Below are 25,840 nucleotides of genomic sequence, written 5' to 3'. Positions count from 1 at the left end.
CTGCAGTGCGGCCCCAGCCTATCCCGCCTGCGCGCGACCGCAAGCCTCCTTGCCGCCCGGGATCAGACGGTGATGTCCTGCAGGTCCCAGATCGCCATCAGGGACCGCTCGCCCACCCGCAACAGCCTGGCGAAGGTGGCAGCCAGCGCGACCTCGTCCCCGGCCCGGATGCAGGCAGTCACGTCCCCCGCCACCTGCGACAGCGCCAGCATGCCCACCTGGTCCGCGATCGCCGCCAGGCTGCGGGTGGCCTTGCGCAGCTCGTCCTTGCGGGCCTCGCGGAACATCCGCTCGGCATGGGCAAAGCGCAGCGCCAGCTCCTCCATCGCGCGGCAGACCACGTTGTCGGCCCCGGCCTCGCCCAGCTGGGCATAAAGCGCCCGCAGCCGGTCCGGATCCAGTCGTACCGGTTCGTCCCGGATCATCACCAGGATCTGGTTCATCGTCACACCCCCTTCGGCATCGCCCCCACGGCGGCAGCCACAATCGCCCGCCGAAGTTCCCAAAAGCTTGCGGTTTTGCGGAATTGCAGGGGTGCAGCGCCCGGTTTTGCAGAGGATTTTCCACCAATTGGCGCATTCCGCATTTCAACCCCCGGGACCGGGGCCTATAGTCCGCGCCAGTTCATTGCAGCGTTTCGGAGTTCGCCATGGAGCACGCCAAGCCCCTCCCCAGCCTTTTGGTGCAGCGCTATCACGGCTGGAAGGCCACCACCTTCACCGAGAACAAGTCCTGGTACCGTCGCCTCGCCGACGAGGGGCAGCGCCCGAAGACGATGATCATCTCCTGCTGCGACAGTCGCGTGCATGTCACCGGCATCTTCGGCGCCGACCAGGGAGAGTTCTTCATCCACCGCAACATCGCCAACCTGGTGCCGCCCTACCAGCCCGATGGCCAGCAGCACGGCACCTCGGCCGCGCTGGAATATGCGGTGACGGCGCTGAAGGTCGCGCATGTGGTGATCATGGGCCATTCGAAATGCGGCGGCGTGCAGGGCTGCCTCGACATGTGCTCGGGCCATGCCCCGGAGCTTGAAGAGGAATCGAGCTTCGTCGGCCGCTGGATGGACTTGCTGCGCCCGGGCTATGACCGGGTCAAGGACATCCAGGGCTACGAGGCACAGCGTGGCGCGCTGGAAAAGGAAGCCGTCCTGGTCTCGCTCGAGAACCTGATGACCTTCCCCTTCGTGCAGGCCGCCGTCGCGGCCGAGGACCTGTCGCTGCACGGCCTGTGGCACGACATCGGCAACGGTTCGGTCGAACAGTACCTGCCCGACCAGAAGGCGTTCCGCGCCATCTGACCGGCGTGCCGGCGACCGGCCGGTGCGAATGCATATTTTTAGAAAGATGAAAGAGGCGCGGGGCCGGTCCGTGCCTCTTTCGCTTTCATCTTTCCCCAAATACGGAATCGCTCCACCGGCAACAGGCGCGCCAAAGCCCGGCCGGGCGCGCACCTTGCCTTCATCTTTCCCCAAATATGCACTGGCGCGCCCCTGCGGCCGGGCGCAGCGTCAGCCTGGGTCGTGTTGATATATGGCGGATCCACAGACGGATCGACGTGATGTCAATGAGACCGAGAAAGCGTTCCGCCGTCTTGTCGTAGCGTGTCTCGACACGCCTGGCATGCCTGAGCGTGCTGAAGCAGCGTTGGACCAGATTACGCAGGCGATGCAGCGAGTGATCGACACCAATCCGCTTCTTGCGGGACTTGCGCATCCCTTGCCCGGCAGGGCATCGCACAGCGATGTCCCGAGAGGGGCATCACGGGCAGGACATAGCGCGCCTCCGTACCGTCCCTGATCTTGTCTGCCTCCCGGCCGCGAACCGCACGCTCAGGCGCGGCAGATGATCCACCATTACCGGACCGAGGCCGAGGCAGTCCGGCATCTGGCCGGGCCTGATCTCTGTCCTCACAGGAAGCCCGCGTGCGTTGACGAGGAGAAGGACACTGGTCGTGAAGGGATAGGTGATCCAGAAAACGACCCTGTTGATCGTTTTCCCACCGGACGCGCGGGAACAGCCGAAACCTTGTAGAGGCGTCCCCCTTTAGCGCCCGCTGCCGCTCTCTCGGGACATTGCGGCCGCGATGCCCTGCCGGGCAGTGGATGCCGGGCGCGGCTCACGGTCCTGTCGATCATTTTCTGGGCGCTTGGCACGGCTCCGCTCTGGTTCAGGGCCTCGGTGATGTCCTTCCAGGGGACCGCCCGCGTCCAGCGCCGGAACTGTCTGCAAACGCTTGACCATTTGCCGTCCCCCGGCAGATCGCGCCATGGAGCCCGGTTCATGCAATCCGGAACATGCCATCGGGAACGAAGCGGTGGTTGGTAGGTTTGCACCCGTTCGGGGCGCGGACGGCAAGGATGAAGCGCTCAAAGAACGCTCATACCTCGTCCGACACAAGGCTTCGTGCCAGGCTGGCCTCTATCGCAGATCCCAGCCTGGATCATGCCCGACGCCCGGGGGGCATCCTGTTTCTCAACACAGCCTAGTTCAGAACCTTGCCTTCAGGCCAGCTGACGCTGTCCTGCAAGGTGATCACCTGCTGCGCCCCGGCGGCCAGCTTCAGGCGCCATTCCAGAAGACCGCGCTGGCCGTCCAGATCCTGGGTTCCGGGGGCCGGATCGGCCTGCCAGGTGATCTTCAGGTCGTCCTGCTCGGAATAGGGCACGCGGTCCGTGACCCGCAGATCCCAGTCGCGCCGGGTCTGGTTCGTCAGCACCAGACGCACCTCTTCCTCGCGACGGTTCGACTTCGCGATCACCCCCCGGTCCCCTTCCGAGCGCGCCACCACCTGGCGTTCCAGCCGCAGCCCGTCGATCGGACCGAAGGACCAGTCTGCCGCCGTCCCCTCGGGCAGCAGCGGCAGGCTGCGGGTCCCCATGTAGGTGCCGTCCAGGTAGAAGGCCGCCCGCTCCGAGGCCAGCAGCGGCGCATCCGCCCCATTCGTGAACCCCGCCATCAGATAGGCCGAGGGATCCGACATCGGCACCGCCCGGGCATAGACCTCGGGCGTCAGCCGCGTGTCGCCCAGGGAAATCGTCAGCGCCTCGGCACCGTTCGCCAGGCTCACCGGCTGCGGATAGGCATAGTCCAGCGTCAGCCCGTCATTGGGCGAAACCGCATCGGCCTTCAGCATCATCTCGGCCATCGGCGCCCCGGCGGCGCGCGCCAGCGGCATCACCGGGCGGGGATCGTGGTATTGTAGCAGATCGGGGCCAAGCACCGAGGGCTCGGTCTGCCCCGAGGGCCGCGCCGTCGACAGATCCAGCTTGACCTGCGACCAGTCCTCGCCGCTCGACTGCCGGATCACCGCCTTGCGGGCAATGTCGAGGACCGGCGCCGCGCCGGTCGTCGTCAGCGACACGTCATAGGCCGGCTGCCAGCCCGCGTCATGGGTCAGGTAAGAGACCGTCATCGTGCCGCGCAGCGCGACGTCGCTGTGCAGATCCACCACCAGCCGCGCGCGGGCCGAGGCCGCGGTCAGCAGCGCATCCAGCGCCTGCTGCGCCTCGGCCTCGGTTTTCTGCAGGGGGGGAAGGCCGTCGCGGATCTGGCGGGCGCGGTCTTCGGCGGCCAGCTGGTCCTGCCGCGCCGCAAGGCTTTGCGTGGCGACCACCGACAGCAGCTGCGGCAGGGTGGCGGGATCGGCGGCGGCGGGGCTCTGGCCCAGCCCGGCCAGCACCTTCAACCGGTCGCCTGCGGCGGCGGCCTCGGCCTCGGCGGCGCGGGCGCGCCCCTCCTGCGCGGTGACCGCGGCATGGGCCTGATCCAGCGCGGTGCGGGCGGCGCGGAGGTCAGGGCTTTCGTCCTCGGGGCGGGGCGGCAGGGCCTCGTCGCGCCAGTGCACGGCGCCGACCTGCCCGCCCGGCACCGCGATCCGCAGCAGCGCCGGATCGACGAAGGGCATGTCCGGCAGCACCAGCTGATGCTCGCCCGCCGGCAGATCCACCGGCAGATCGCGTTCCACCATCGCCGCATCGGGATAAAGCGTCACGGCACGCACCGCCCCCTTCAGCACCACCTCATCGGCATGAACGGCGGGGGCCAGCAGGCCGAAGGTGGCTGCAAGGGGCAGCAGGGCAAGGGGCGGGACGGGACGCATGGGCACTCCTCCGGGTTGCATCGGCCCAGAGTGATCATCCCGCACGCGCCGCCGCAAACGGCTTTTCGCCCCCGGGCGGAAACCGGCAAGGATCCCCGCCCCCGAAACGCGAAACGCCCGGGGAAGGGATCCCCCGGGCGTTCGGTGTCAGGCGGGGTGAAGGGCCGTTCAGCCCTTCTTCAGGACCCGGGCACCCAGCGTTTCCGCGATCTGCACGGCATTCAGCGCCGCGCCCTTGCGCAGGTTGTCCGAGACGCACCACAGGTTGATGCCGTTGTCGATTGTGCTGTCCTGGCGGATGCGGCTGATGAAGGTCGCATAGTCGCCGACGCATTCGACGGGGGTCACGTAGCCGCCGTTTTCACGCTTGTCGATCACCATGACGCCGGGGGCCTCGCGCAGGATGTCGCGGGCTTCGTCTTCATCCAGGAACTCTTCGAATTCGATGTTGATCGATTCCGAATGGCCGACGAAGACCGGCACGCGCACGCAGGTCGCAGTGACCTTGATCGAGGGATCGACGATCTTCTTGGTTTCCGCGACCATCTTCCACTCTTCCTTGGTGGAACCGTCTTCCATGAAGACGTCGATGTGCGGGATCACGTTGAAGGCGATCTGCTTGGTGAACTTGGCGGGCGGCACGTCGGCGGTCGGGTTGTAGATCGCCTTGGTCTGATCCCAGAGCTCGTCCATGCCTTCCTTGCCGGCGCCGGAAACGGACTGGTAGGTCGACACCACGACGCGCTTGATCTTGGCGCGGTCATGCAGCGGCTTCAGCGCCACCACCATCTGCGCGGTCGAGCAGTTGGGGTTCGCGATGATGTTCTTCTTGGCATAGCCCAGAACCGCCTCGGGGTTCACTTCCGGCACGACCAGCGGCACATCCGGGTCGTAGCGGTAGAGCGAGGAGTTGTCGATCACGACACAGCCCGCAGCCGCGGCCTTGGGGGCGAATTCCTTCGTCGGGCCCGAGCCCACGGCGAAGAGCGCAATGTCCCAGCCGGCGAAATCGAAGGTGGCCAGATCCTGGGTCTTCAGGGTCTTGTCGCCAAAGCTGACCTCGGTGCCCAGCGATTTGCGGGAGGCGAGAACGGCAATCTCGTCCACCGGGAATTCGCGTTCGGCGAGGATGTTCAGCATTTCGCGGCCCACGTTGCCCGTGGCGCCGGCGACGACGACCTTGTAACCCATAATGGATGAATCCTTCTCCTTGAGACGGGCGTCCATACCGCAATCCAGCCTGACAGGAAAGGGCATTGCGCTGATGTCCGCCATCAAGGACCGCGATGGATGGCGGCGGCAAGGCCGCATCGGGGCCCGGCCATCCGAAGGAAAACGGCCGGGCCCGGGGCCCGGGACACGCGCGATGGCGCGCCCCGGGCCGGGGTCAGGCGATATGCCGCCCGACCCAATCCGCATAGGCCGCCATGATCTTGGTCAGGAAGGCCCGGGAATTGTCATTGGCCAGCTGGCCGTCTTCGGTGAACATGGCGCCCAGCTGGCCCACATAGGCCTCGGGCTGCTGCATGGCGGGCATGTTCAGGAACACCAGCGACTGGCGCAGGTGGTGGTTGGCACCGAAACCGCCCATCCCCCCCGGAGACCCGGTGACGACGCCCGCGGGCTTGCCATCCCAGACGCTGGCGCCCATCGGCCGCGAGCCCACGTCGAGCGCGTTCTTCAGCGCGGCGGGGACCGAGCGGTTGTATTCCGGCGTCACGAACAGCACCGCGTCATGGGCGCGGATCGCATCGCGGAAGGTCGTCCAGGCGGCCGGGGCCGCGTCGGTGTCGAGGTCGGGGTTGTAGAGCGGCAGATCGCCGATCGGAACAAAGTCGAAAGCCAGCCCTTCGGGCGCCAGATCCACCAGCGTCTCGGCCAGTTTGCGGTTCAGGCTGCCCTCCCGGAGGGAGCCCACGATGACGGCCACATGTGCGGTCATGGTATTATCCTCCTGGCCCCTTGCGGGGTCATGTTCTTGAATTCCGTTTACGCATAAGGATTTAGGCACAACGGGGCAGATTCCCACCCCGTTTGCCGTGACAGCGGCTGTGCATCCCTGCAGGGGCCCTGCCCCCTGCGGATCAGCCGGTGATGTCCGCAGGCAGCTGCGGGGCCGCCGCCAGAAGCTGGCGCGTGTAGGGATGCTGTGGGTCGCGGAAGACCTGTTCGGTCGGGCCGTGCTCGACGATCTCGCCATGTTGCATGACCAGCACCCGGTCGGTGACCGCGCGCACCACCGAAAGGTCGTGCGAGATGAAGAGGTACGACAGCCCATAGCGTTCCGACAGATCCGCCAGCAGATCGAGGATCCTTGCCCGCACCTGCACATCCAGCGCCGAGACCGCCTCGTCCAGCAGGATCAGCTCGGGGCGGGTGATCAGGGCGCGGGCGATGGCGATGCGCTGGCGCTGCCCGCCCGAGAATTCGTGGATGTACTTGTCGGCGTCGGCCGGTGTCAGACCCACGGCCGTCAGCGCCTCGGCAATGGCGGCATCGCGCTCCGCGCGGGGCATATTTGGGGAAAGATGAAACGGCTCGGCCACCAGGCGGGCGACCTTGTGGCGGGGGTTGAAGCTGCCGTAGGGGTCCTGGAAGACCACCTGCATCCGGCGGCGGACCTCGGGGTCGGGTTTGGATCCCTGGAAGACGGGGCGCCCGTTCAACCGGATGGCGCCGTCCTGAACCTGTTCCAGCCCCAGGATGGCGCGGGTCAGGGTGGATTTGCCGCAGCCGGATTCGCCCACCAGGCCCAGGCTTTCGCCCTTCATCAGCTTGAACGACACGCCCTTGACCGCATGGAAGGACCCCGGCGCCCCGAACAGCGTCTTGCGCGGCAGCGGGTAGCGGCGGTGCACGGCCGTGACTTCCAGCAGGGGCTTGTCCTCGACCCGGGGGGCGCGGTCGGGCGCATGGGTCGAGGCCGCCAGAAGCGCCTTCGAATAGGGATGGGTCAGGTTGCGCAGCAGGGCCTGGGCGGGGCCGGATTCGACCACCCTGCCCTTTTGCATGATGGCGATGTCATCGGCCAGATCCGCCACCACCGCCAGGTCGTGGCTGATCAGCAGCATCGCCATGCCGTCCTCGCGCACCAGGCGGGCCAGCAGTTTCAGCACCTGGGCCTGGGTGGTGACGTCCAGCGCGGTGGTGGGTTCATCCGCGATCAGCAGCTTGGGGCGCAGGGCGATCGCCATGGCGATGACAACGCGCTGGCGCTGCCCGCCCGACAGTTCATGCGGGAACCGCGTCAGGGGAAAGCGATCCTGCGGCAGTTCGGCCCGCGCCAGGGCGTCGGCCGCGCGCTTCATCGCCTCGCGCTTGGGGATCTTCTCGTGGATCAGGATGGTCTCGGCCACCTGGTCGCCGATGGTCCTGAGCGGGTTGAGCGCCGTCATCGGCTCCTGGAAGACCATGCCGATGTCGCGGCCGCGCAGGGCGCACATCTGCGCCTCGCTCTGCGCCAGGATCGGCTGGCCGGCCAGCGTCACCTGCCCCTCGGCCTGCGCGCCGTCGGGCAGCAGGCGCATCACCGTGAAGGCGGTCATCGACTTGCCCGAGCCGCTTTCGCCGATGACCCCAAGGATGCGGCCCGCATCGAGCTGCAGCGAGACATCGTGCAGGATCGGCGTGCCGTGGATGGACAGGGTCAGGTTCTGGATATCGAGAAGGCTGCTCATGTCCGGCCCCGGCGCAGTTTCGGGTCGAGCAGGTCGCGCAGACCGTCGCCCAGCAGGTTGAGGCCCAGCACCGTCAGCAGGATGGCAAGGCCCGGGAACAGCGCCATATGCGGCGCGAACGAGATCATCGTCTGGCTGTCGGCCAGCATCCGCCCCCAGCTGGGGGTGGGCGGCTGGGCGCCAAGACCCACGTAGGACAGCCCCGCCTCGGCCAGGATGCCAAGGCTGAACTGGATGGTGCCCTGCACGATCAGCAGGTTCAGGATGTTGGGCAGGATGTGTTCAAAGCTGATGCGGGCGGGTCCCTTGCCGGCAACGCGGGCGGCAAGGACGAAATCGCGGCTCCAGAGCGACAGCGCGCCCGAACGCGCCAGCCGGGCAAAGACGGGGATGTTGAAGATGCCGATCGCGATGATCGCATTGGTGGCCGAGGGCCCCAGGATCGCGGTGATCATCACGGCGATGACCAGCGAGGGGAAGGCAAAGACCAGGTCGTTGCCGCGCATGATGATTTCATCCACCAGCGAGAACCGCCGCGCGGCGGCCCACAGGCCCAGCGGCACGCCCAGCCCCATGCCGATGCCGACGGCCAGCACCGCCACCGCGATCGAGGTCCGCGCCCCCACCATGATCATGCTCAGGATGTCGCGGCCGTAATGGTCGGTGCCCATCCAATGCGCGCCCGAGGGCGGCTTGATCTTGTGGGCGATGTCCATCTGGGTGACATCATAGGGCACCCACAGGAAGCTGAGCAGCGCCGCGCCCGCGAAAAGACCCGTCAGCAGGCCGCCGATCCACAGGTTGCGGGACCGCATGACGCGCGAGAAAGAGGTTTCGGCCAGGCTCATTTCGCCCTCCGCAGTCGGGGGTCGACAAGGGCATAGGCCAGCTCGACCAGGAAATTGACGAGGATCACCGCGAAGACCAGCAGCATCACGACGCTTTTCACGGTGATCAGGTCGCGCGCCGAGATCGACTGGAAGATCAGCCGCCCCAGGCCCGGCAGGTAGAAGACGTTCTCGATGATGATGCCGCCGGCCAGCAGGAACGAGAACTGCAGCCCGATGATGGTCAGCACCGGGATCAGCGCATTCCTCAGGGCATGGCGGCGCAGCGCCTGGGCGCGGCTCAGGCCCTTGGCGCGGGCGGTGCGCACGAAGTCCTCGGACAGGGTGTCAAGAAGCGCCGAACGCATCACCCGCGCCAGGATCGAGGCCTGCGGCAGCGCCAGCGCAACCGCCGGCAGCGTGAGCGATTTCAGCGCCGGGAAAAGCCCCGCATTCCAGCCCGCAAAGCCCCCGGCCGAGAACCAGCGCAGATTGATGGCAAACAGCACCACCATCAGCATGGCGAACCAGAAGTTCGGGATGGCGACCCCCAGCTGGGTGATGCCCATGACCAGCGTGTCCACGAACGACCCGCGCCGCGCCGCCGCCCAGATCCCGACGGGAAAGGCGATGACCACGGTCAGCGCCAGCGCAAACAGCGCCAGCGGCAGCGACACGGCCATCCGGTCCGAGACCAGCTTGGCCACGGGCGTATGGTAGGTATAGGAGGTGCCGAAATCGCCGTGCAACATGCCTGCAACCCAGGCGAAGTAGCGGAACAGCATCGGCTCATCGAGCCCCATCTGGCTGCGCAACGCGGCCAGGGTGTCGGGCTGAGCATTGACGCCCAGCATGATGGTCGCCGGATCGCCCGGCAGGATCTCGATCACCAGGAAGATCGCCATCGAGGCCGCGATCAGCGACAGCACGAGCGACAGCAGACGGGTGAGGATGTAGCGCGTCATGGGATGTCTTGGTCTTCTGGGCGGCGTGGGAGGGGGCTCTGCCCCCGTCGCGCCAGGGCGCGACTCCCCCGAGGTATTTAGAACAAGAAAATGACAGGGGCCCAGCGAGGGCGGCGCGCGCCCGCGAGACTCCGATGCATTTTCTTGTTTCAAATACCTCCGCCGGAGGCTTCGGAACGGGGCGGGCGGCGAAACGCCAGCAGCGGCGCGGGCGCGGCGGGCCCGCCGGAAAGCTGGCTCTCCGGCGGGGAAGGGATCATTCGTCCCAGTAGACGCCGGTCAGATCGACCGCCTGGGTGGGGGCGTTTTTCCAAAGGCCCTCGACGCCCTTCGCGGCCACCGTCTGCAGCGGCATCTGGAACAGCCAGGCGTTGACGTAATCCTTGGCGATGATCGTCTGCGCTTCCTTCAGCAACTCGGAGCGCTTGGCGGTGTCGGAGGTCACGTCGAGATCCGCGATGACCTTCTGGAAGGCCGGGCTGTTGTAGCCGAAGTAGTAGTCCGGGTTGGCGTAGATGTTGATGTCCATCGGCTCGGTGTGGCTGACGATGGTCAGGTCGAAATCATGCGCCCCCTTGAAGGTCGAGGAGAGCCATTGCGCCCATTCGACGTTCTCGATCTGGGGCTCGATGCCGACGGCGCGCAGCTCGGCCGCGATGATCTCGCCCGAGCGGCGGGCGTAGGAGGGCGGCGGCAGGGTCATCTTGACCTTCAGCGGCAGGGTGACCCCGGCTTCCTTCAGCAGCTCCTTCGACTTGGCCGGGTCGTAGTTCGACAGGCTGGTCAGGTCGACGTAATCGGGGTTGTGCGGCGCGAAATGGGTGCCGATCGGCGTGCCGTAGCCGAACATCGCCCCGTCGATCACTTCCTTGCGGTTGATGGCATGGGCGACCGCCTCGCGCACCAGCTTGTTGTCGAAGGGCGGACGGGCGTTGTTCATCGCCATGATCGTCTCGCCCTCGGTCGAGCCGACGATCACCTGGAAGCGCGGGTCGGCCTCGAACTGGGGCAGGTTCTCGGGGGCGGGGTAGCCGTAGAAGACATCCGCATCGCCCGCCATCATCGCCGCGAAGGCGGCCGTCGGATCCGAGATGAACTTGAACTCGACATGATCGAGTTTGGCGGGCGTACCCCAGTAGTCGGGGTTTTTCGCCAGGTCGACGTGATCGCCCTGGACCCAGTCCTCGAACTTGAAGGGGCCGGTGCCGACCGGGAAGGTGGCGATATCCTTGATGCTGTCGGGCGCCACGATCACCGCGTCCCCCCAGGCCATCTTGAAGGGGAAGGCGCCGTCGGGCTGCTTCAGCACCACCTTGACCGTCAGCGGGTCGATCACATCGACCTCGGTGATGCCGGCAAAGAGGCTTTTTTGCGCATTGGTGCTGTCGGGGGCACGGGCGCGGTCAAGGGTGAACTTGACGTCGGCGGCCTCGAACGGGGTGCCGTTGTGGAATTTCACGCCGTCCTGCAGGTGGAAGGTGTAGACCGTGCCATCCGCCGAGACGTCCCAGCTTTTTGCCAGATCGGGCAGGATCTCTCCGTCCGGGCCGAAGCGGGTCAGGCCCTGGAAGACGTTGGCGTAAAGCACCTGGTCGATGGCGCCCGCCGCGTTCGAGGTCGGGTCCATGTTCGGCGGCTCAAGCTGAAGGGCGACCTTCAGGTCGTCGCGAGCCTGGGCCATGGCGGCACCGGTTGCGGCACCCAGCGTCAGGGCCCCCAGGACGGTGGCCCTCAGAAGTTTGGAAACCATTGATGTTTCTCCTTTTCTTTCGGGGCCGTGAAGGTCCCCTTCCCTGTCGTGCCCGGACCCTTGCGCCCGGATCGGGCGGGGTCAAGCTTTGTTATGCCTTCGACGCGCTGGACCTTTGCGCGCAATATCGTTACCCAGCCGCCGACCGATGCCGCGCTGCCGCAAGGGCAGCCGCGTCCCGGCCCAGGAGGAGCGAGACATGAGTGCCACCGCCCGCAAGACGGCCCCGCTGCCGGATGACATCCGCGCCCTGAAGGGCCAGCGTCCCATCGTGTCGCTGACCGCCTACACCACGCCGATGGCGGCCATGATGGACGCATATTGCGACGTGGTTCTGGTGGGTGACAGCGTGGGCATGGTGCAGCATGGTCTGGCCTCGACGCTTCCGGTGTCGATCGAGATGATGGTGCTGCATGGACAGGCAGTTGCCCGCGGCCTGAGCAGCGCCATGCTGGTCATCGACATGCCCTTCGGCAGTTACGAGGAAAGCCCCGAACAGGCGTTCCGCAATGCCGCACGGCTGATGGCCGAGACCGGCGCCGCCGCCGTCAAGCTGGAGGGCGGCGTCACCATGGCGCCGACGATCCGCTTCCTGAGCGCGCGCGGCGTGCCGGTGATGGCCCATATCGGGCTGACGCCGCAGTCGATCAACACGCTTGGGGGGTACAAGGTGCAGGGCCGCGGCGCGGCCGGAGAGGCGCTGCTGGCCGATGCCCGCGCCGTGGCCGAAGCCGGCGCCTTTGCCGTGGTGCTGGAAAAGGTCCCCGCGACGCTGGCCGACCGGATCACCGCCGAAATCCCGATCCCGACCATCGGCATCGGGGCCTCGGCCGGGTGCGACGGGCAGATCCTGGTGGTCGATGACATGCTGGGCCTGTTCACCGCCTTCAAGCCCAAGTTCGTCAAGCGTTTCGCCCATCTGGGCCGCCAGGCCGAGGCCGCCATTGCCGCCTATGCCGATGAGGTCCGCGCGCGCCACTTTCCCGCCCCCGAACATGTCTTTGCCGATACGGTCGCCGACAGGGCGCCCTCGGACGGGACCGAGAAGATCATCCGCACGCTGGCCGATCTGCGCAGCCTGACCCGCGGCTGGCGGCGTGCCGGTGAAATCATCGGCGTCGTGCCCACCATGGGCGCCCTGCACGCAGGCCATCTGAGCCTGGTCAAGGCCGCAAAGGCCGACTGCGACCGGGTGATCGTGACGATCTTCGTGAACCCGAAGCAGTTCAACAACCCCGAGGATCTGGCGAACTATCCCCGCACCGAACTGGAGGATGCCCGCAAGCTGGCGCCGCTGGGTGTCGATGCGATCTACGTGCCCGACGGCAGCCAGATCTACCCCGAGGGCTTTGCCACCAGCGTGGCGGTCAGCGGGCTGACGGATGTGCTGTGCGGCGCGCACCGGCCCGGCCATTTCGACGGTGTGGCGACGGTTGTGGCGAAACTGTTCGGTCAGACCAGCGCGGACCGGGCCTATTTCGGCCGCAAGGACTGGCAGCAGTTGCAGGTGGTGCGCCGGATGGCCCGCGATCTGGACATCGACATCGACATCATCGGCTGCCCCACGGTGCGTGAGGACGACGGGCTGGCCATGTCGTCCCGCAACCTGCTGCTGCCCGAGGCGGCGCGGGACGCCGCGCCGCGCCTGGCTCAGATCATGGAGGAGATGGCCGAGGTCCTGCGCGGCGGCGCCGCCATGGCCGACCTGCTGCCCGCCGCCGAAGCGGCCCTGTCCGAGGCCGGTTTCACCCAGATCGAATATCTGGAGCTGCGCGAGGCCAATGACCTGACGCTGCTGGCGAAGGCCGGTGGCGAAAGCCGCCTGTTCGCCGCCGCCTGGCTGGGCGGCGTGCGGCTGATCGACAACCGGCCCGTGACCGGCTGACGGCCCCCTGCGGCGGGGCCGGACGGGCGCTACGGCGCCCCTGATCCCCGCCGCAAGGGTCATGCTGCGGGCCCGGCCAGCAGGTCGGCCAGCGCCAGCGCCATCACCTCGGCCGACCGCATCATGTCATCGACGCCGATGTATTCATCGGGCTTGTGCGCCAGGTCCAGGATCCCCGGACCATAGGCGATGCAATTGTGCAGCTTGCCGATGCGGGCGATGTGTTTCTGATCGTAAGTCCCCGGAGACACGACGTAATCCGGCGCCCGGCCATAGGTGGCCTCGATCGCGCGGTGCACCGATTGCACCACCGGGGCGGCCTTGTCGGTCATCGTGGGCGGCACGCCCCACATCTCGCGCAGATCATAGGAGAACTTTTCGCGCTTCGATTTCACGCGCTCCAGCACGGCGCGAATCTCGGCCTTCACCTCTTCGGGGTCTTCCTCGATCAGGTAGCGGCGGTCGATGATCATCCGCGCGCTGTCGGGCACGCAGGCCGAGGGGAAGCCGGTCGCCTCGGGCTCGGGTTCCGGCAGGCCGCCGTGCAGAGAGTTGATGTTCATCGTCGAATGCCGCGCCCCTTCGGGGACCACCGGCATGTCGGTCGTCTTGGCGTAAAGGGCGGGGAACAGCGTGTCCTCCATCTCGGAGATCACGGCCCCCATGTGGCGCACCGCGCAATCGCCCAGGAACGGCATCGAACCATGGGCGATCTCGCCATAGGTCTCGATCTCGGCCCACCAGACGCCGCGATGCCCAAGGCAGATGCGGTCGGGGTTCAGGGGTTCGGGGATGATGACGTGCTGGACGTTCTTGTAAAAGCCCTTCTCGGCCAGGTAGGCGACGCCCGCGTAGCCGCCCGATTCCTCGTCCACCGTGCCCGAGATCTCGATCGCGCCGCCCCAGTCGGGGACCGCGGCGATGAAGGCCTCGGCCGCGATGATGCTGGCGGCAAGGCCCCCCTTCATGTCGCAGGCGCCGCGGCCGTAGATCTTGCCGTCTTCCAGTTCGCCGCCGAACGGGTCCTTGGTCCAGCCGCGGCCCACCTCGACCACATCGGTATGGCTGTTGAAATGCACGCAGTCGCCCGTGCGCGGGCCGTCCTTGCGCGCCACCACGTTCCAGCGCGGGTAGCGGTCGGTGTCGCCCTTGGCACCATGGGCGCGCACCAGCTGCACCTCGAACCCTTTGCCCTTCAGCCGCCCGGCCAGATATTCGCAGATCTCCAGATAGCATTCGCCCGGCGGGTTCAGCGTCGGGATGCGCAGCAGGTCCTGGGTCAGGGCGATCAGGTCCTCGCGGCGCTCCGCGATGGCGGCGCGCAGGGCATCTGCATGAATCGAGGGCGGGGCAGCGGCGGCGGTGTCGGTTGTCATGGCAAAAGGCTTGCTCGGCGCGACATACGGTCTCAATACCGTAGGATTACGGTGGGAGAGCCGATGGACGACTTTGCACAGATGGCCTGGGACCACGCCCCCCAGGGCCTGGTCCTGGCCGAGGAGCGGATCATCCGCGCCTGCAACGCGACCTTCGCCCGGCTGGTCGGTCGGGATCGCAACCTTCTGATCGGACACAGCTTTCGCGTCCTCTACTCGACCGAGGAAGAGTTCCGAACGATCCGCGACATCGGTCTGGACGCGCTGCATCGCACCGGGTTCTACAGCGACGAACGCATGATGCAGCAGCTGGGCGGCACGCCCTTCTGGGTGCGTTTCCGGGCCCGGACGCTGACCCCCGACCGGCCACTTTCCCGCATCGTGATGAGCTTTGCGCCTCTTTCCCGGGCAGTCGAGAACCCCCTGACCCCGCGCGAGCGCGACGTGATGCAGGGCCTGGCGCGCGGCCAGACCAGCAAGGAGATCGCCCGCGGCCTGGGCCTGTCGCCGCGCACCGTCGAGGACGTCCGCGCCCGGCTGCTGCGCAAGCACGAGGTCCGCAATGCCGCCGAGCTGATCCTGAAGCTGGCAGGGCCCGGCCTTTGACCCGACGTTCAGCAGATCGACCGATGCGTCACAAGCCGTTGAAAAAGGAGGAAAAGCATCCAGAGCTCAGGGTTTCGGCAGTTTCGCGCGCCCTTTGGCCTCGGGGCGGTTTACCCTTTGCAATACCGGGGATGCATGTTTTAGATCGCACTCTGCGCCACGTATCTGCGTGGAGACAACAGAGTTGCCGATGTTAGCCCCTGACCACCCCGATCGCGCGGCCCGCCTGAAGGAACTGCGCTCCTTCGAGATCCTCGACACCGACCCCGAGGCGCCCTTTGACGACATCGTCCAGCTGGCCTCGGCGCTTTGCGGCACGCAGATCTCGCTGATCAGCCTGGTCGAGGACGACCGGCAATGGTTCAAGGCCCGCACCGGCACCGCGCTGCAGCAGACCACGCTGGGGCAGTCGATCTGTGCCCATGCGATCCTGCAGCAGGACGATTTCCTGGAAATCGAGGACGCCAGCACCGACCCCCGCACCGCCGACAATCCCCTGGTCACCGGGGCCGAGCATCTGAGATTTTACGCGGGCGCGGTGCTGCGGACCTCGGCGGGGCTGCCGATCGGCTCGCTCTGCGTGATCGACGACAAGCCCGGCCGGCTGACCCCCTTGCAGCGCGATGCGCTGAAGGTCCTGGCGCGGCAGGTGATCGTGCAGATGGAGCTGAAGCGCAGCCTGAAGCAGGCCGATCTGATGCGCCGCGAGGTCGACCACCGGGTGAAGAATTCGCTGCAGTCGGTTTCGGCGCTGACGCGGCTGCAGGCGCGCTTCGTCAAGGGCGAGGAGGCCCGGGCAGCCCTGGGCCAGGTGCGCCGCCGGATCGAGACGGTGGCCGCCCTGCACGAACAGCTTTACCGCGCGGCCGACAGCGAGACGATCAACCTCAGGCGTTTCGGAACCTCGGTCTGCGGGCTGATCGCGGGATCCGCGCCGCCGCGGGTGACGCTGGATTGCAAATGGCCCGACGTCGAGGTCGATTCCGCCGTCGCCGCATCGCTCGGTGTGATCCTGAACGAATTCGCCTCGAACAGCTACAAGCATGCCTTTCCGGACGGGCGGGCCGGGCGGCTGCTGTTCCGTGTCGGCCCCGAGGTCGACGGACGCCGCCAGCTGGACCTGTCGGATGACGGCGTGGGACTGCCGCAGGGCGTGACCGCGCAGCAAGGGCTGGGGATGCAGGTGATCGAGGCCTCTGCGCGGCAGCTGGGCGGCGCCTTCGCGCTGGAATCGGGCCCGCATGGCACACGGATCACGCTGGACTTCCCGCTGCGCGATCCGCATGCGACCCTGGGCGACCCGGATGGCGCGCTGTCACATCTGTAAGGCGGCGGCCCTGCCCCCCATCGAGGGGCGCAGGGCCGCGCGCGCCCAAAGGCGCGCAACAGCGCCTCAGACCAGCGTATCGCAGGAGGTGCGGATCGCCCGGATATTCTGACCGTAGGGCGCGGGATTTGCCACCGAACCGCCCTTGAACACGGCCGAGCCCGCCACCAGCACATCCGCCCCGGCATTCCACATCAGCGGCGCGGTTTCCGGCGTGATACCCCCGTCGATCTCGATATGGATCGGGCGGTCACCGATCATGGCGCGCAGCTTCGCGACCTTGGCGACCTGCGAGTGGATGAACTTCTGCCCACCGAAGCCCGGGTTCACCGTCATCACGCAGACCAGGTCCACCATGTCCAGCAGATAGTCCAGCGCCTCGACGGGGGTGCCGGGGTTCAGCGCCAGGCCCGCCTTGCAACCGGCCCCGCGAATGGCCTGCAGCGTGCGATGGATATGCGGCCCGGCCTCCAGATGCGCGGTCAGCACATCGGCGCCCGCATCCGCAAAGGCCTCGATATAGGGATCCACCGGCGCGATCATCAGATGCACGTCCATGACGGTCTTGATGTGCTTGCGGATCGCCTTGCACATCGGCGGGCCGAAGGTCAGGTTCGGCACGAAATGCCCGTCCATCACGTCGACATGGATCCAGTCGGCGCCCTGCGCCTCCACGGCCTCGATCTCGGCCCCGAAATTGGCGAAATCGGCGGACAGGATCGACGGAGCGATCTTCAGGTTACGGTCGAAGGCGGCAGTCATCGGGCGGCTCCCTTTCCAAGAACGCCGCCCGTATAGAGCGCCCTCCCCGCAAGGGAAAGCGCCCTGTCATTTTCTTGTTCCAAATACCTGCGCCGCAGGCAGCGCCCGCCAGGGCGCTCCGCCACGCGGATCCCGGCCTCAGCCGTGCAGCTCGGCGATCCGGTCCACTTCCTCGGACGAACCGAAGACCAGCGGGCAACGCTCATGCAGGGCACCGGCCTCCAGCTCCAGGATCGGGGTCCTGCCGTCGGTGGCCTTGCCGCCCGCCTGCTCGACCAGGAAGGCCATCGGCGCCACCTCGTAGACCATCCGCAGCCGGCCCTTCTCGTAGCCCTTACGCGCATCCGACGGATACAGGAACGTGCCGCCCCGGGTCAGGATGCGATGCGTCTCGGCCACCAGGCTGCCGACCCAGCGAAAGTTCATGTTCTTGCCCTTGGCGCCCTCGACACCCGCCTCGCATTCCTCGACATAGGCGCGCACCGGCGCGCTCCAGTGCCGCCGGTTCGACGCGTTGATCGAGAACTCCTTGGCCGCAACCGGCAGATCCATCTGCCCGGTCGCCAGCTCGAACGCGCCGGTCTCGGGGTCCAGCACGTAAAGATGCGTCCCCGCCCCGAAGGTCACCGCCATCAGCGTCTGCGGCCCGTAGGCGATGTAACCCGCCGCGATCTGCTGCGACGCCGGCCGAAGGAAGCTCGCCTCGGCCTCCTCCTCGGCCTCGAAGATCGAGAAGATCGTGCCGATGGTCACGTTCACATCGATGTTGGAAGACCCGTCCAGCGGGTCGATCGCCAGCGCATAGGCGCCGCCCGCGTCCAGCGTCAGAACGGTTTCCTGCTCTTCCGAGGCATAATGCCTGACGCCGGCGTCTTTCAGTGCGGCCTCGAACATCTCGTCGGCCATGACATCCAGCGCCTTCTGCTGGTCGCCATCGGAATTCTCGCCGACCCCGGCGCCCAGCGACTGGCCCAGAGGGCCCCGCGCGATCACCGCCGACAGCGTCACCGCGGTCGCGCACAGCGCCTCGATGGTGGGGAAAAGGGCTTCGGGAACAAGGCTTTTATCAATGGCAGACATGAAGGACTCCTCTCACGTTGCCCCGGGTTATTCCACATCGCCCCGGGCCATGAAATCCCTTTCCACCCGCAGGCGCCCCACAAGCACGGGGTTAGCGCCACCAGGCCACAGCGCCCCCTTTCCCCGGGGCACACCACAGGTCACACTGCCCGCAGTTTTTGCAGGAGCCCCCGTGACAGACGCCCTCGACCCCCGCCTCATCGAAGCCCCCTATCCGATCCAGCAGCACCTGGGCTACCGGCTGACCGCCTGGCACGACGGCTTCGCCCGGATCGAACTCCCCCTCGCGCCCTTCCTGGGCAACCGCTACGGCATCCTGCACGGCGGCATCCACGGGGTGATGGGCGACACGGCGATGGGCTTTGCCGGTACCTATACCGGCGATCCGGACACCCGCCAGATGGCAATGACGCTGAACCTGTCGGTGAATTTCATCGCCCCCGCGCAGGGCACCCACCTCATCGCCGAAGGCACCCGCACCGGCGGCGGCGCCCGCACCTTCTTCGCCGAGGCGCGGATGATCGACAGCCAGGGCACGCTCTGCGCCACCGCCACCGGCGTCTTCCGCCTGCGCGGCCGCTAGGCACCGGTTCTTCATCATCTGACCGGAAATACTCCGGGGGAGCAGGCCGCAGGCCTGCGGGGGCAGCGCCCCCTTCCCCGCGGCACCATCAGCGCCTCAGAACAGTGCCTCGGCCCGGAACCCCTCCGGGATCCCCGAGGCATCGCCCTCCAGCACCAGATCCGCCATCACCGCGCCCACCTTCGGCCCCATGCCGAAGCCGATCTTGAAACCACCATTGGCAATGAACTGCCCCGGCCGCCCCGGCCAGGCCCCCAGCATCGGCGCGCGGCTCCGCGCCCGGGGCCGCAGCCCGGCCCAGCGGGCCAGCACCGGCGCCCCGGCCAGCACCGGCACGGCCGCCCGCGCCGCGGCAATCACGTCCTCCAGCTGCGCATCGCACCCCAGCCCGTCGAATTCGCGCTCGGTGGTCGATCCGATCGCCACGGTGCCGTCGGCATGGGGCACCACATGGACGCCACCGGCAAAGATCTGCGCCACGCCCGCCCCCGCATCATACCCCAGCACCGCCGCCTGGCCCTTGATCGGCACGCCGACCTGCCGGCCTGCCAGCGCCGACATCTCCTGCAAACCGGCCGATCCCGTGGCCCAGATCACCGCGCCCTCGTCGGGGGCCTCGGCCACGACCGCGCCGCCGCGCGCGATGATCGCCGCCGCCAGCGCCTCGCAGGCCTGGCGGGGATGCACCCGCGCCGTCAGGCTGTCCCAGACCAGCAGGCCGGTCGGGCTTGCGGGTTCCCAGGCCGCACCCGTCGCCTCGACCACCCGCCAGTCGGCCCGGCCCTGCCACAGCACGGCCGCCGTGCCCTCGCGGCCGCGCGCCAGCTCGACCGCCTGGGCATCGGCCAGCGGCTGCAACCGCCCCGTCCGCCCATAGCCCGCGGATCGGCCCGCCACCGCCTCGACCTCGGCCCAGAACGCCTCGGCCATCAGCAGGCTTTCCAGCTGGAAGGCCTTCTTCTCGTTCCAGGTCTCGGGGACATGCGGCGCCAGCGCCCCCACCACCCCGCCGGATGACCCGGCGCCCACGCCGAAGGGATCGACCACCCGCACCCGCGCACCGCGTCCCTGGCAGGCCCAGGCGCAGGCCAGCCCGAAGATTCCCGCGCCCCGCACCGTCACGTCGATCCTTGCCATTTGCGCACCTCTTATCCATCTTCGGCCCGCTCCGGCCGCCCGGAGCCTTCCTAGAGGATACCCAGATGCAGGACCAGCCGCCGCCCGAGCTTGACTGGACCGAGGACGACGTTCCCGTCGCCACCCGGTTCGACGACCCCTATTTCAGTCTGGGCAACGGGCTGGCGGAAACCGCGCATGTCTTCCTGTCAGGCAACGGCCTGCCCGAGCGTTTCCGCGACGGCTTCCACGTGGCCGAGCTGGGCTTTGGCACGGCGCTGAACCTGCTGGCGGTGCTGAAGCTGTGGCGCGCGGCCGGCAGCCCCGGCACCCTGCGCTACACCACCTTCGAGGCCTACCCCATGGCCCCCGCCGACATGCGCCGCGCCCAGGCCGCCTTTCCCGAAGTGGCAGAACTGTCGCAAGAGCTTTCTCCCTATTGGGGCAACAGCACCTTTGCATTGCGGGATCTGGACTTCCGCATGGTCACGGGCGATGCGCGCCTGACAGTGCCCGCGTGGCGCGAACAGGCGGATGCGTGGTTCCTTGATGGCTTCGCCCCCGCGAAAAACCCTGAAATGTGGGAAGAGACGCTGATGCAGGCCGTGCACGACCATACGGCGCCTTCCGGCACGGTCGCGACCTATACCGCCGCGGGCCATGTCCGCCGGGCGCTGGCCGCATCGGGCTTCGAGGTGACGCGGGCGCCGGGCTTTGGCCGCAAGCGTCACATGACCCGGGCCAGACGGATATGACCGAACAGAACAACAACAAGGGGATCATGATGATGATCCTCACCACACTGATCTTTGCCATGCAGGACGCGTTCTCGCTGCACCTGTCGGACAGCTACAATGTGCTGATGGTGGTGATGATCCGCTACTGGTTCTTCGCCGCCTTCGTGATCGCCATGGGGATCCGCCAGGCGGGCAGCCTGCGCGCGGCCGCAGCCACCCGGCAACCCGTCGTGCAGTTCTTCCGCTCGGCCCTGCTGGCGCTGGAAATCTGCGTCATGGTGGTGGGCTTCACCTACCTCGGCATCATCGAGACCCAGGCCGTCTTCATCTGCTACCCGCTGCTGATCGCAGCACTTTCGGGCCCGGTGCTGGGCGAAAAGGTCGGCTGGCGGCGCTGGTCGGCCATCGGGGTGGGCTTTGTCGGCGTGATGATCATCCTGGAGCCGGGCTTTGGCGTCTTCAAGCCCGCCGCCATCATCCCGCTGATCGCGGCGCTGATGTTCGCGGGCTACGGGCTGCTGAACCGATACGTGGCGCGGCAGGACAGCTCGGCCACGTCGTTCTTCTGGACCGGGGTGGTGGGCTTCGTGCTGCTGACCGCCGTCGGCATCTTCTACTGGGAGCCGATGACCGGCACCGACTGGATCCTGATGCTGATCCTGTGCATCGCGGGCGCCAGCGGGCATTACCTGCTGATCCGCGTCTACGAGATCGCCGAGGCCTCGGCCGTGCAGCCCTTTGCCTATTTCCAGCTGGCCTTCGGCGCGATGATCGCCATCCCCGTCTTCGGAGAGCACATCCGCACCAACGTGGCCATCGGGGCGGTGCTGATCATCAGCGCCGGGCTATTTACCTTCTTCCGCGAGCGGCAGAAGCGTTGAGCTGGCCAGTTCCCGGCTGAACGGTCGCGGCAGGGGGTCCAGCCCCAGCCGCGCCCGGTAGACCGGCAGGCTCTCGGTGACGCGCTGAACGTAGTTGCGGGTTTCCCGGTAGGGGATTTCCTCGGCCCAGTCGACGGGATCGACAGCGGGATCGCGCGGATCGCCATAGGTGGCGATCCAGCTGCGCACCCGGTCGGGCCCGGCATTATAGGCCGCCGCCACCATCATCGGATTGTCGTCGAACATCAGCCCCAGCTCGGCCAGATAGGCCGAGCCCAGCGTCGCGTTATGCGCCCAGTCGCCGGTCAGCAGCGCCGGGCTGTTGGGAATCCCCAGATCGCGCGCCACCTTGTCGGCCGTGCCGGGCATCAGCTGCATCAGCCCGCTGGCGCCGACGGAGCTGGCGGCAGACGGGTCGAATTCGCTTTCCCGGCGGGCGATCGACAGCGCCAGTTCGGGCGGCACCGGCAGCGGCAGCTGGGCCAGCGGATGCAGCGCGTAATAGGCCTGCGGCAGGATGATGCCGCGCCCGGCGGCCTCTTTGCCCAGAAGGATCAGCATATGGGCATCGCCCTGATCCTGCAGGAATTTCGCCAGCCGCTCCAGCCCGGTGCGATCCTGGCCCGCGGCCAGTTGCAGCACGAAGGGTTCCGCCGCCCCCGCCCGCCCCGAGGCCCGCAGCAGCATCGCGGCCTTCAGCAGGTCCGAATCTTCGATCCCAGGGACATGCCAGTCGGGCAGCGGATCCGCCCCGGCCAGCGCCGCATCGAAGGGGGCGCCGGCCTTCTCGGCCGCCAGCAGCCCGTAATAGCTGGTCTGGTAGCGCGCCCCGTTGCGATAGGCCGCCTGCGCCGCCGTCTGATCGCCAAGCGCCTCCTGCGCGCGGCCGATCCAGTACCAGGCCCGCCCCAGAGAGATCGGCGCCCCCACCCCCGCCCGCAGCCGGTGGAAATGCTGCAACGCCAGTTCCGGCTGGTGCAGCTCGCGCAGCGCGATGTAGCCCGCCAGCCATTCCAGATCGGCGAAATCCTCGCCCGAGGTCAGCTGGTTGTGCGAGGCCACCTGATAGGCCTGCAGATAGTTGCCGTCCTGGAAATCGGTACGCGCCCAAAAGCGGCGCTGGCTGGCCCAGGCCGAGGGATGACCCAGTCCGCCGGGCCGCAGGCTTTGCTGCAGCAGCAGCGCCCGGGCGCCGTCGGTGTCGCCCTTGTCCAGCATCGCCCGGAACAGCCCGTAGGCCACTGCCGGATCATCGCGCCGGGTCCGTGGCAGCATGCCGATCGCGGCCGTCGTCTCGGGCGATCCGGCCCGCGCCAGTTCCCGCGCCAGCCCCAGGTTGCGCAGGTCGTCCGGCAACAGCGGCAGCAGCACCGCGATCTGTGCCCGCGCCCCGGCCCAGAACAGCATGTCCAGCCGCGCCGCATCGCCCCGTGCCGTCACCTTCGGCCAGGCGGCGCGCATCGCCGTCTGCTCGCCCTCGGTCATGACAAGGCCGGTCCAGGCCTGGGTGATGACGGCCTCGGCGCGGCGGCGGTCTCCCCGGTCCTTCAGGATCTGCGCCCACAGCATCGCCCCCAGCCCCGACACCGGCCGGTGCCCGGCAAAGAAGGCCGCGATCTGGTCCGCCGTCGCCCCGGCAAAGCCCGCCTCGCTGCGGCGGCGCAGCAGGTCCAGCCCCGGCCAGTCGGGATGCGCCTGCAGGAAGGACAGGACCTCCTCCGGGGTGCCCTCGCCCGCGCGCAGCTTGCGCCAGGTGATCAGCGCCTCGGCCACCGGGCCGTCGCGTCCGGCGATCTGCAGCGCGCGGTCCCAGTCGCCGCGGTCGGCGGCGTCCTCGGCCCAGGCAAGGGGCCGGGGCGCCCGTGGCACGGCCACCGCGGGGGCGTCTGCGGGGGAAGGGACGACCGGGGTCGGGGCGGCGGGCGCGGAGGCTGCGGCCTGCTGCGCGGCCGCCGGACCCACAGCGGCCCCGCCCCATGTGCCAAAGGCCACCGAGAGCGCGAAAAGGGCCGGGAACGGCGGTCGGATCACTTGTTTTACCCCCTCTGAGCGGATAGACGCTGCCATGATATTCTGTGGTCCCCTGCACTGGAAATCACAAGCTTACGGGACCAGCCACCCGGGTCCGGTCGATGCGTTCGCCACCCGCCATACGTAGAAGGAGCGTGTCATGTTCAAAGGGTCCATCCCTGCCCTGGTCACGCCGTTCAAGGACGGCGCGCTGGATCTGGATACGCTCAAGAAACTCGTGGACTGGCACGTCGAGCAGGGCTCCTCGGCGCTGGTTCCGGTGGGCACGACGGGCGAATCGCCCACCCTCAGCCTGCGCGAACACGAGCAGGTCGTGGAAGAGGTCGTGAAGGCCGCCGCCGGCCGCATCCCGGTGATCGCGGGCGCCGGTGCCAACAACACGCTGGAAGGCATCCGCCTGATCAAGCACGCCGCCGAAGTGGGCGCCGATGCCGCCCTGGTGGTGACGCCCTACTACAACAAGCCCACCGCCCGGGGCATGATCGCGCATTTCACCGCGATGCATGACTGCTGCGATCTGCCGATCGTGATCTACAACATCCCCGGCCGCTCGGTCATCGACATGAAGCCCGCCACCATGGCGGAGCTTGCGCAGCTGCCGCGCATCATCGGCGTCAAGGACGCGACGGGCGATCTGGCCCGCGTCGCCCAGACCCGCATGGCCTGCGGCCCCGACTTCTGCCAGCTCTCGGGCGAGGACGCGACCGCCGTCGGCTTCGATGCCATGGGCGGCGTCGGCTGCATCTCGGTCACGGCGAACGTCGCGCCGAAGCTGTGCGCCGACATGCAGGCCGCCTGCCTGGCGGGCGACTACGCGACCGCGCTGAAATTCCAGGACCTGCTGATGCCGCTGCACACCGCCATCTTCATGGAACCGGGCGTCTGCGGGGCGAAATACGCCATGTCGCTGCTGGGGCTGTGCTCGGCCGAGGTACGCCTGCCGCTGATGCCGCTGGAAGAACCCACCAAGGCCGCCATCCGCGCCGCCCTGGCCCATGCGGGCCTGCTGGAAACCGCCGCCGCCTGAGCGGATCACGCCGCCCTCACGGGCATTTGGCTTTTGCCCTGCGGGGCCTCTTGTACATGGAAAGGGCCCGGACATTGCGCCGGGCCCTTCTTCATGTCCGGGGGTCCCGATGAAACGACTACTTCTTCCCGCCCTGATGGGGCTTCTTGCCACCCCGGCCCTGGCCGCGGTGCCGCAGGTCAACCAGACGTCGGATTTCGACGCCCAGGTGATCCAGCCCAGCCAGCAGGGCTATGTGCTGGCGGCCTTCATGTCGCCCTCCTGCAAACCCTGCGAGGACGAGGTCGCGGTGCTGGATCAGGTGGCGGCCGCGCGCAAGGACATCACCATCGTCAATGTCGATGCCGTGTCGCTGATCACCGAGACCGAGCAGTACAAGGTCAACGCCATGCCCACCTTCGTGCTGTTCCATGACGGCAAGCCGGGCTTCCGCACCGCGGGCTACATGGACCAGAAGGATTTCGATGCCTGGCTGGACCAGTCGCTGCCGCAGAAGTGACGCCTAGCGGGTGTAGGGATCGGCCGGGCCGCGATCTTCGGAGAGCGACCCGGTGGTTTCCAGCACCAGCTCCTCGATGGCATCGGCAAGGTGTTCCTCGGCGATGTTGTAATCGCCACGCTCGACCCGCAGGATATGGGCGCGCAGCAGCACATCGGCATGGGTGCAGCCGGTGGGGGGCTCGAACTTGTAGGTGGCCAGTTCGATCAGCAGGCCCAGCGGGTCCTTGAAATAGATCGAATCCATGAAGCCCCGGTCCTTGACCCCGGAATGCTTGATCCCGCGCGCCTCCAGCCGCGAGGCCGCCTGGCTGAAGCTGGCGCGGCTGACGTTGAAGGCGATGTGGTGCACGCAGCCCGGATCCATCGGCGTGCGATCATGCACGGGCTTGCGGGTCTCGTTGGTGAAGATGGTGATCAGCCGGCCGTCACCGGGATCGAAATACAGATGCCCCTGCTGCGGATCGTCCAGGTTCGGCTGATCGAAGATCAGCGGCATCCCCAGCACGCCCTCCCAGAAATCGATGCTGGTCTGGCGGTCCGCCCCCGTCAGGGTGATGTGATGCACCCCCTGGGCCTGGATCTTGCGCATGTCCCCGTCCCCCTTGCTG

General features: G+C 67.7%; 23 protein-coding genes and 2 pseudogenes. 10 read left to right on the top strand and 15 right to left on the bottom strand.

Annotated features, from left to right (window positions below):
* Positions 1-62: 62 nt before the first annotated feature.
* A complete protein-coding gene (locus AC2ITM_RS01990) occupies positions 63-443 on the bottom strand; it encodes a hypothetical protein (RefSeq protein WP_486468165.1) in 381 nt (126 codons plus the stop codon).
* A 206-nt stretch (positions 444-649) separates the two neighbouring features.
* On the opposite strand from AC2ITM_RS01990, the gene AC2ITM_RS01985 reads away from it, so the two are divergent.
* On the top strand, positions 650-1,300 hold the full coding sequence (locus AC2ITM_RS01985) for a carbonic anhydrase (RefSeq protein ID WP_486468164.1): 651 nt from the start codon (positions 650-652) through the stop codon (positions 1,298-1,300).
* 810 nt (positions 1,301-2,110) lie between these two features.
* Here the strand turns inward: AC2ITM_RS01985 and AC2ITM_RS01980 are convergent.
* The 8 genes and pseudogenes from AC2ITM_RS01980 to AC2ITM_RS01945 form a co-directional block, all read right to left on the bottom strand.
* A pseudogene (locus AC2ITM_RS01980) lies at positions 2,111-2,361 on the bottom strand (transposase); the annotation flags it as partial.
* Between the two features lie 123 nt (positions 2,362-2,484).
* Entirely contained in the window at positions 2,485-4,101 is a 1,617-nt protein-coding gene (locus AC2ITM_RS01975; RefSeq protein ID WP_486468163.1) for a DUF4139 domain-containing protein, read from the bottom strand.
* A gap of 168 nt (positions 4,102-4,269) precedes the next feature.
* Entirely contained in the window at positions 4,270-5,292 is a 1,023-nt protein-coding gene (locus AC2ITM_RS01970; RefSeq protein WP_486468162.1) for an aspartate-semialdehyde dehydrogenase, read from the bottom strand.
* Between the two features lie 196 nt (positions 5,293-5,488).
* Positions 5,489-6,043, bottom strand: coding sequence for an NADPH-dependent FMN reductase (locus tag AC2ITM_RS01965; protein ID WP_486468161.1), 555 nt, complete (start codon positions 6,041-6,043; stop codon positions 5,489-5,491).
* A gap of 142 nt (positions 6,044-6,185) precedes the next feature.
* Positions 6,186-7,778 (bottom strand): ABC transporter ATP-binding protein, encoded by a 1,593-nt coding sequence (locus tag AC2ITM_RS01960; RefSeq protein WP_486468160.1) that lies wholly within the window; start codon positions 7,776-7,778, stop codon positions 6,186-6,188.
* Positions 7,775-8,626: an ABC transporter permease gene (locus AC2ITM_RS01955; RefSeq protein WP_486468159.1), complete on the bottom strand. Its 852-nt coding sequence runs from the start codon at positions 8,624-8,626 to the stop codon at positions 7,775-7,777. The genes AC2ITM_RS01960 and AC2ITM_RS01955 overlap by 4 nt, the downstream gene beginning before the upstream one ends.
* Complete coding sequence (locus AC2ITM_RS01950) at positions 8,623-9,570, bottom strand: ABC transporter permease (protein ID WP_486468158.1); 948 nt, start codon at positions 9,568-9,570, stop codon at positions 8,623-8,625. The genes AC2ITM_RS01955 and AC2ITM_RS01950 overlap by 4 nt, the downstream gene beginning before the upstream one ends.
* A 256-nt stretch (positions 9,571-9,826) precedes the next feature.
* Complete coding sequence (locus AC2ITM_RS01945) at positions 9,827-11,320, bottom strand: ABC transporter substrate-binding protein (RefSeq protein ID WP_486468157.1); 1,494 nt, start codon at positions 11,318-11,320, stop codon at positions 9,827-9,829.
* Between the two features lie 199 nt (positions 11,321-11,519).
* On the opposite strand from AC2ITM_RS01945, the pseudogene panB reads away from it, so the two are divergent.
* Together panB and panC are read left to right on the top strand one after the other, a co-directional pair.
* A pseudogene (gene panB / locus AC2ITM_RS01940) lies at positions 11,520-12,329 on the top strand (3-methyl-2-oxobutanoate hydroxymethyltransferase); the annotation flags it as partial.
* A 39-nt stretch (positions 12,330-12,368) separates the two neighbouring features.
* Positions 12,369-13,205, top strand: coding sequence for a pantoate--beta-alanine ligase (panC, locus tag AC2ITM_RS01935; RefSeq protein ID WP_486469377.1), 837 nt, complete (start codon positions 12,369-12,371; stop codon positions 13,203-13,205).
* Positions 13,206-13,264: 59 nt separating this feature from the next.
* On the opposite strand, the gene AC2ITM_RS01930 is transcribed toward panC, so the two are convergent.
* Positions 13,265-14,581 (bottom strand): acetylornithine deacetylase/succinyl-diaminopimelate desuccinylase family protein, encoded by a 1,317-nt coding sequence (locus AC2ITM_RS01930; RefSeq protein ID WP_486468156.1) that lies wholly within the window; start codon positions 14,579-14,581, stop codon positions 13,265-13,267.
* A 63-nt stretch (positions 14,582-14,644) separates the two neighbouring features.
* Here AC2ITM_RS01930 and AC2ITM_RS01925 point away from each other — a divergent pair, with 63 nt between their 5' ends.
* Together AC2ITM_RS01925 and AC2ITM_RS01920 are read left to right on the top strand one after the other, a co-directional pair.
* Entirely contained in the window at positions 14,645-15,187 is a 543-nt protein-coding gene (locus tag AC2ITM_RS01925) for a helix-turn-helix transcriptional regulator (RefSeq protein ID WP_486468155.1), read from the top strand.
* A gap of 190 nt (positions 15,188-15,377) precedes the next feature.
* On the top strand, positions 15,378-16,514 hold the full coding sequence (locus AC2ITM_RS01920) for a sensor histidine kinase (RefSeq protein ID WP_486468154.1): 1,137 nt from the start codon (positions 15,378-15,380) through the stop codon (positions 16,512-16,514).
* 66 nt (positions 16,515-16,580) lie between these two features.
* Here the strand turns inward: AC2ITM_RS01920 and rpe are convergent, their stop codons facing one another.
* Both rpe and AC2ITM_RS01910 read right to left on the bottom strand, forming a co-directional pair.
* On the bottom strand, positions 16,581-17,276 hold the full coding sequence (gene rpe / locus AC2ITM_RS01915; protein ID WP_486468153.1) for a ribulose-phosphate 3-epimerase: 696 nt from the start codon (positions 17,274-17,276) through the stop codon (positions 16,581-16,583).
* A 138-nt stretch (positions 17,277-17,414) separates the two neighbouring features.
* Positions 17,415-18,356 carry a class 1 fructose-bisphosphatase gene (locus tag AC2ITM_RS01910; RefSeq protein ID WP_486468152.1) on the bottom strand — a complete coding sequence of 314 codons (942 nt, stop codon included), beginning with the start codon at positions 18,354-18,356 and terminating at the stop codon, positions 17,415-17,417.
* A 172-nt stretch (positions 18,357-18,528) separates the two neighbouring features.
* On the opposite strand from AC2ITM_RS01910, the gene AC2ITM_RS01905 reads away from it, so the two are divergent.
* Positions 18,529-18,939, top strand: coding sequence for a PaaI family thioesterase (locus tag AC2ITM_RS01905; protein WP_486468151.1), 411 nt, complete (start codon positions 18,529-18,531; stop codon positions 18,937-18,939).
* Between the two features lie 96 nt (positions 18,940-19,035).
* On the opposite strand, the gene AC2ITM_RS01900 is transcribed toward AC2ITM_RS01905, so the two are convergent.
* The gene (locus AC2ITM_RS01900) at positions 19,036-20,076 is read right to left on the bottom strand and encodes an NAD(P)/FAD-dependent oxidoreductase (RefSeq protein WP_486468150.1); all 1,041 of its coding nucleotides are present in this window, start codon (positions 20,074-20,076) and stop codon (positions 19,036-19,038) included.
* A gap of 65 nt (positions 20,077-20,141) precedes the next feature.
* Between AC2ITM_RS01900 and mnmC2 the strand changes: the two genes are divergently transcribed.
* Positions 20,142-20,810: a tRNA (5-methylaminomethyl-2-thiouridine)(34)-methyltransferase MnmC2 gene (mnmC2, locus tag AC2ITM_RS01895; protein WP_486468149.1), complete on the top strand. Its 669-nt coding sequence runs from the start codon at positions 20,142-20,144 to the stop codon at positions 20,808-20,810.
* On the top strand, positions 20,807-21,673 hold the full coding sequence (locus AC2ITM_RS01890; RefSeq protein ID WP_486468148.1) for a DMT family transporter: 867 nt from the start codon (positions 20,807-20,809) through the stop codon (positions 21,671-21,673). Before mnmC2 ends, AC2ITM_RS01890 begins: the two co-directional genes overlap by 4 nt.
* Here AC2ITM_RS01890 and AC2ITM_RS01885 read toward each other — a convergent pair.
* Positions 21,638-23,548, bottom strand: a complete 1,911-nt coding sequence (locus tag AC2ITM_RS01885; RefSeq protein ID WP_486468147.1) for a lytic transglycosylase domain-containing protein — start codon at positions 23,546-23,548, stop codon at positions 21,638-21,640. The genes AC2ITM_RS01890 and AC2ITM_RS01885 overlap by 36 nt on opposite strands.
* A 295-nt stretch (positions 23,549-23,843) precedes the next feature.
* Here AC2ITM_RS01885 and dapA point away from each other — a divergent pair, with 295 nt between their 5' ends.
* Both dapA and AC2ITM_RS01875 read left to right on the top strand, forming a co-directional pair.
* A complete protein-coding gene (dapA, locus tag AC2ITM_RS01880) occupies positions 23,844-24,731 on the top strand; it encodes a 4-hydroxy-tetrahydrodipicolinate synthase (protein ID WP_486468146.1) in 888 nt (295 codons plus the stop codon).
* 109 nt (positions 24,732-24,840) lie between these two features.
* Complete coding sequence (locus AC2ITM_RS01875) at positions 24,841-25,230, top strand: thioredoxin family protein (RefSeq protein ID WP_486468145.1); 390 nt, start codon at positions 24,841-24,843, stop codon at positions 25,228-25,230.
* Between the two features lie 3 nt (positions 25,231-25,233).
* Here AC2ITM_RS01875 and AC2ITM_RS01870 read toward each other — a convergent pair whose 3' ends face one another.
* On the bottom strand, positions 25,234-25,821 hold the full coding sequence (locus AC2ITM_RS01870; protein ID WP_486468144.1) for a VOC family protein: 588 nt from the start codon (positions 25,819-25,821) through the stop codon (positions 25,234-25,236).
* Positions 25,822-25,840: the final 19 nt, after the last annotated feature.

It is taken from the genome of Pseudooceanicola sp. NS-SX9, from assembly GCF_057380705.1.
The sequence above is the reverse complement of the archived record's forward strand: the minus strand, read 5'-3'. Positions and strand labels throughout refer to the sequence as shown.

What these genes read in the sequence shown, in the direction of transcription:
- AC2ITM_RS01990 (WP_486468165.1), bottom strand. Translation starts at nt 443, where the DNA reads ATGAACCAGATCCTGGTGATGATCCGGGACGAACCGGTACGACTGGAT.
- AC2ITM_RS01985 (WP_486468164.1), top strand. Translation starts at nt 650, where the DNA reads ATGGAGCACGCCAAGCCCCTCCCCAGCCTTTTGGTGCAGCGCTATCAC.
- AC2ITM_RS01975 (WP_486468163.1), bottom strand. Translation starts at nt 4,101, where the DNA reads ATGCGTCCCGTCCCGCCCCTTGCCCTGCTGCCCCTTGCAGCCACCTTC.
- AC2ITM_RS01970 (WP_486468162.1), bottom strand. Translation starts at nt 5,292, where the DNA reads ATGGGTTACAAGGTCGTCGTCGCCGGCGCCACGGGCAACGTGGGCCGC.
- AC2ITM_RS01965 (WP_486468161.1), bottom strand. Translation starts at nt 6,043, where the DNA reads ATGACCGCACATGTGGCCGTCATCGTGGGCTCCCTCCGGGAGGGCAGC.
- AC2ITM_RS01960 (WP_486468160.1), bottom strand. Translation starts at nt 7,778, where the DNA reads ATGAGCAGCCTTCTCGATATCCAGAACCTGACCCTGTCCATCCACGGC.
- AC2ITM_RS01955 (WP_486468159.1), bottom strand. Translation starts at nt 8,626, where the DNA reads ATGAGCCTGGCCGAAACCTCTTTCTCGCGCGTCATGCGGTCCCGCAAC.
- AC2ITM_RS01950 (WP_486468158.1), bottom strand. Translation starts at nt 9,570, where the DNA reads ATGACGCGCTACATCCTCACCCGTCTGCTGTCGCTCGTGCTGTCGCTG.
- AC2ITM_RS01945 (WP_486468157.1), bottom strand. Translation starts at nt 11,320, where the DNA reads ATGGTTTCCAAACTTCTGAGGGCCACCGTCCTGGGGGCCCTGACGCTG.
- AC2ITM_RS01930 (WP_486468156.1), bottom strand. Translation starts at nt 14,581, where the DNA reads ATGACAACCGACACCGCCGCCGCTGCCCCGCCCTCGATTCATGCAGAT.
- AC2ITM_RS01925 (WP_486468155.1), top strand. Translation starts at nt 14,645, where the DNA reads ATGGACGACTTTGCACAGATGGCCTGGGACCACGCCCCCCAGGGCCTG.
- AC2ITM_RS01920 (WP_486468154.1), top strand. Translation starts at nt 15,378, where the DNA reads ATGTTAGCCCCTGACCACCCCGATCGCGCGGCCCGCCTGAAGGAACTG.
- rpe (WP_486468153.1), bottom strand. Translation starts at nt 17,276, where the DNA reads ATGACTGCCGCCTTCGACCGTAACCTGAAGATCGCTCCGTCGATCCTG.
- AC2ITM_RS01910 (WP_486468152.1), bottom strand. Translation starts at nt 18,356, where the DNA reads ATGTCTGCCATTGATAAAAGCCTTGTTCCCGAAGCCCTTTTCCCCACC.
- AC2ITM_RS01900 (WP_486468150.1), bottom strand. Translation starts at nt 20,076, where the DNA reads ATGGCAAGGATCGACGTGACGGTGCGGGGCGCGGGAATCTTCGGGCTG.
- mnmC2 (WP_486468149.1), top strand. Translation starts at nt 20,142, where the DNA reads ATGCAGGACCAGCCGCCGCCCGAGCTTGACTGGACCGAGGACGACGTT.
- AC2ITM_RS01890 (WP_486468148.1), top strand. Translation starts at nt 20,807, where the DNA reads ATGACCGAACAGAACAACAACAAGGGGATCATGATGATGATCCTCACC.
- dapA (WP_486468146.1), top strand. Translation starts at nt 23,844, where the DNA reads ATGTTCAAAGGGTCCATCCCTGCCCTGGTCACGCCGTTCAAGGACGGC.
- AC2ITM_RS01875 (WP_486468145.1), top strand. Translation starts at nt 24,841, where the DNA reads ATGAAACGACTACTTCTTCCCGCCCTGATGGGGCTTCTTGCCACCCCG.
- AC2ITM_RS01870 (WP_486468144.1), bottom strand. Translation starts at nt 25,821, where the DNA reads ATGCGCAAGATCCAGGCCCAGGGGGTGCATCACATCACCCTGACGGGG.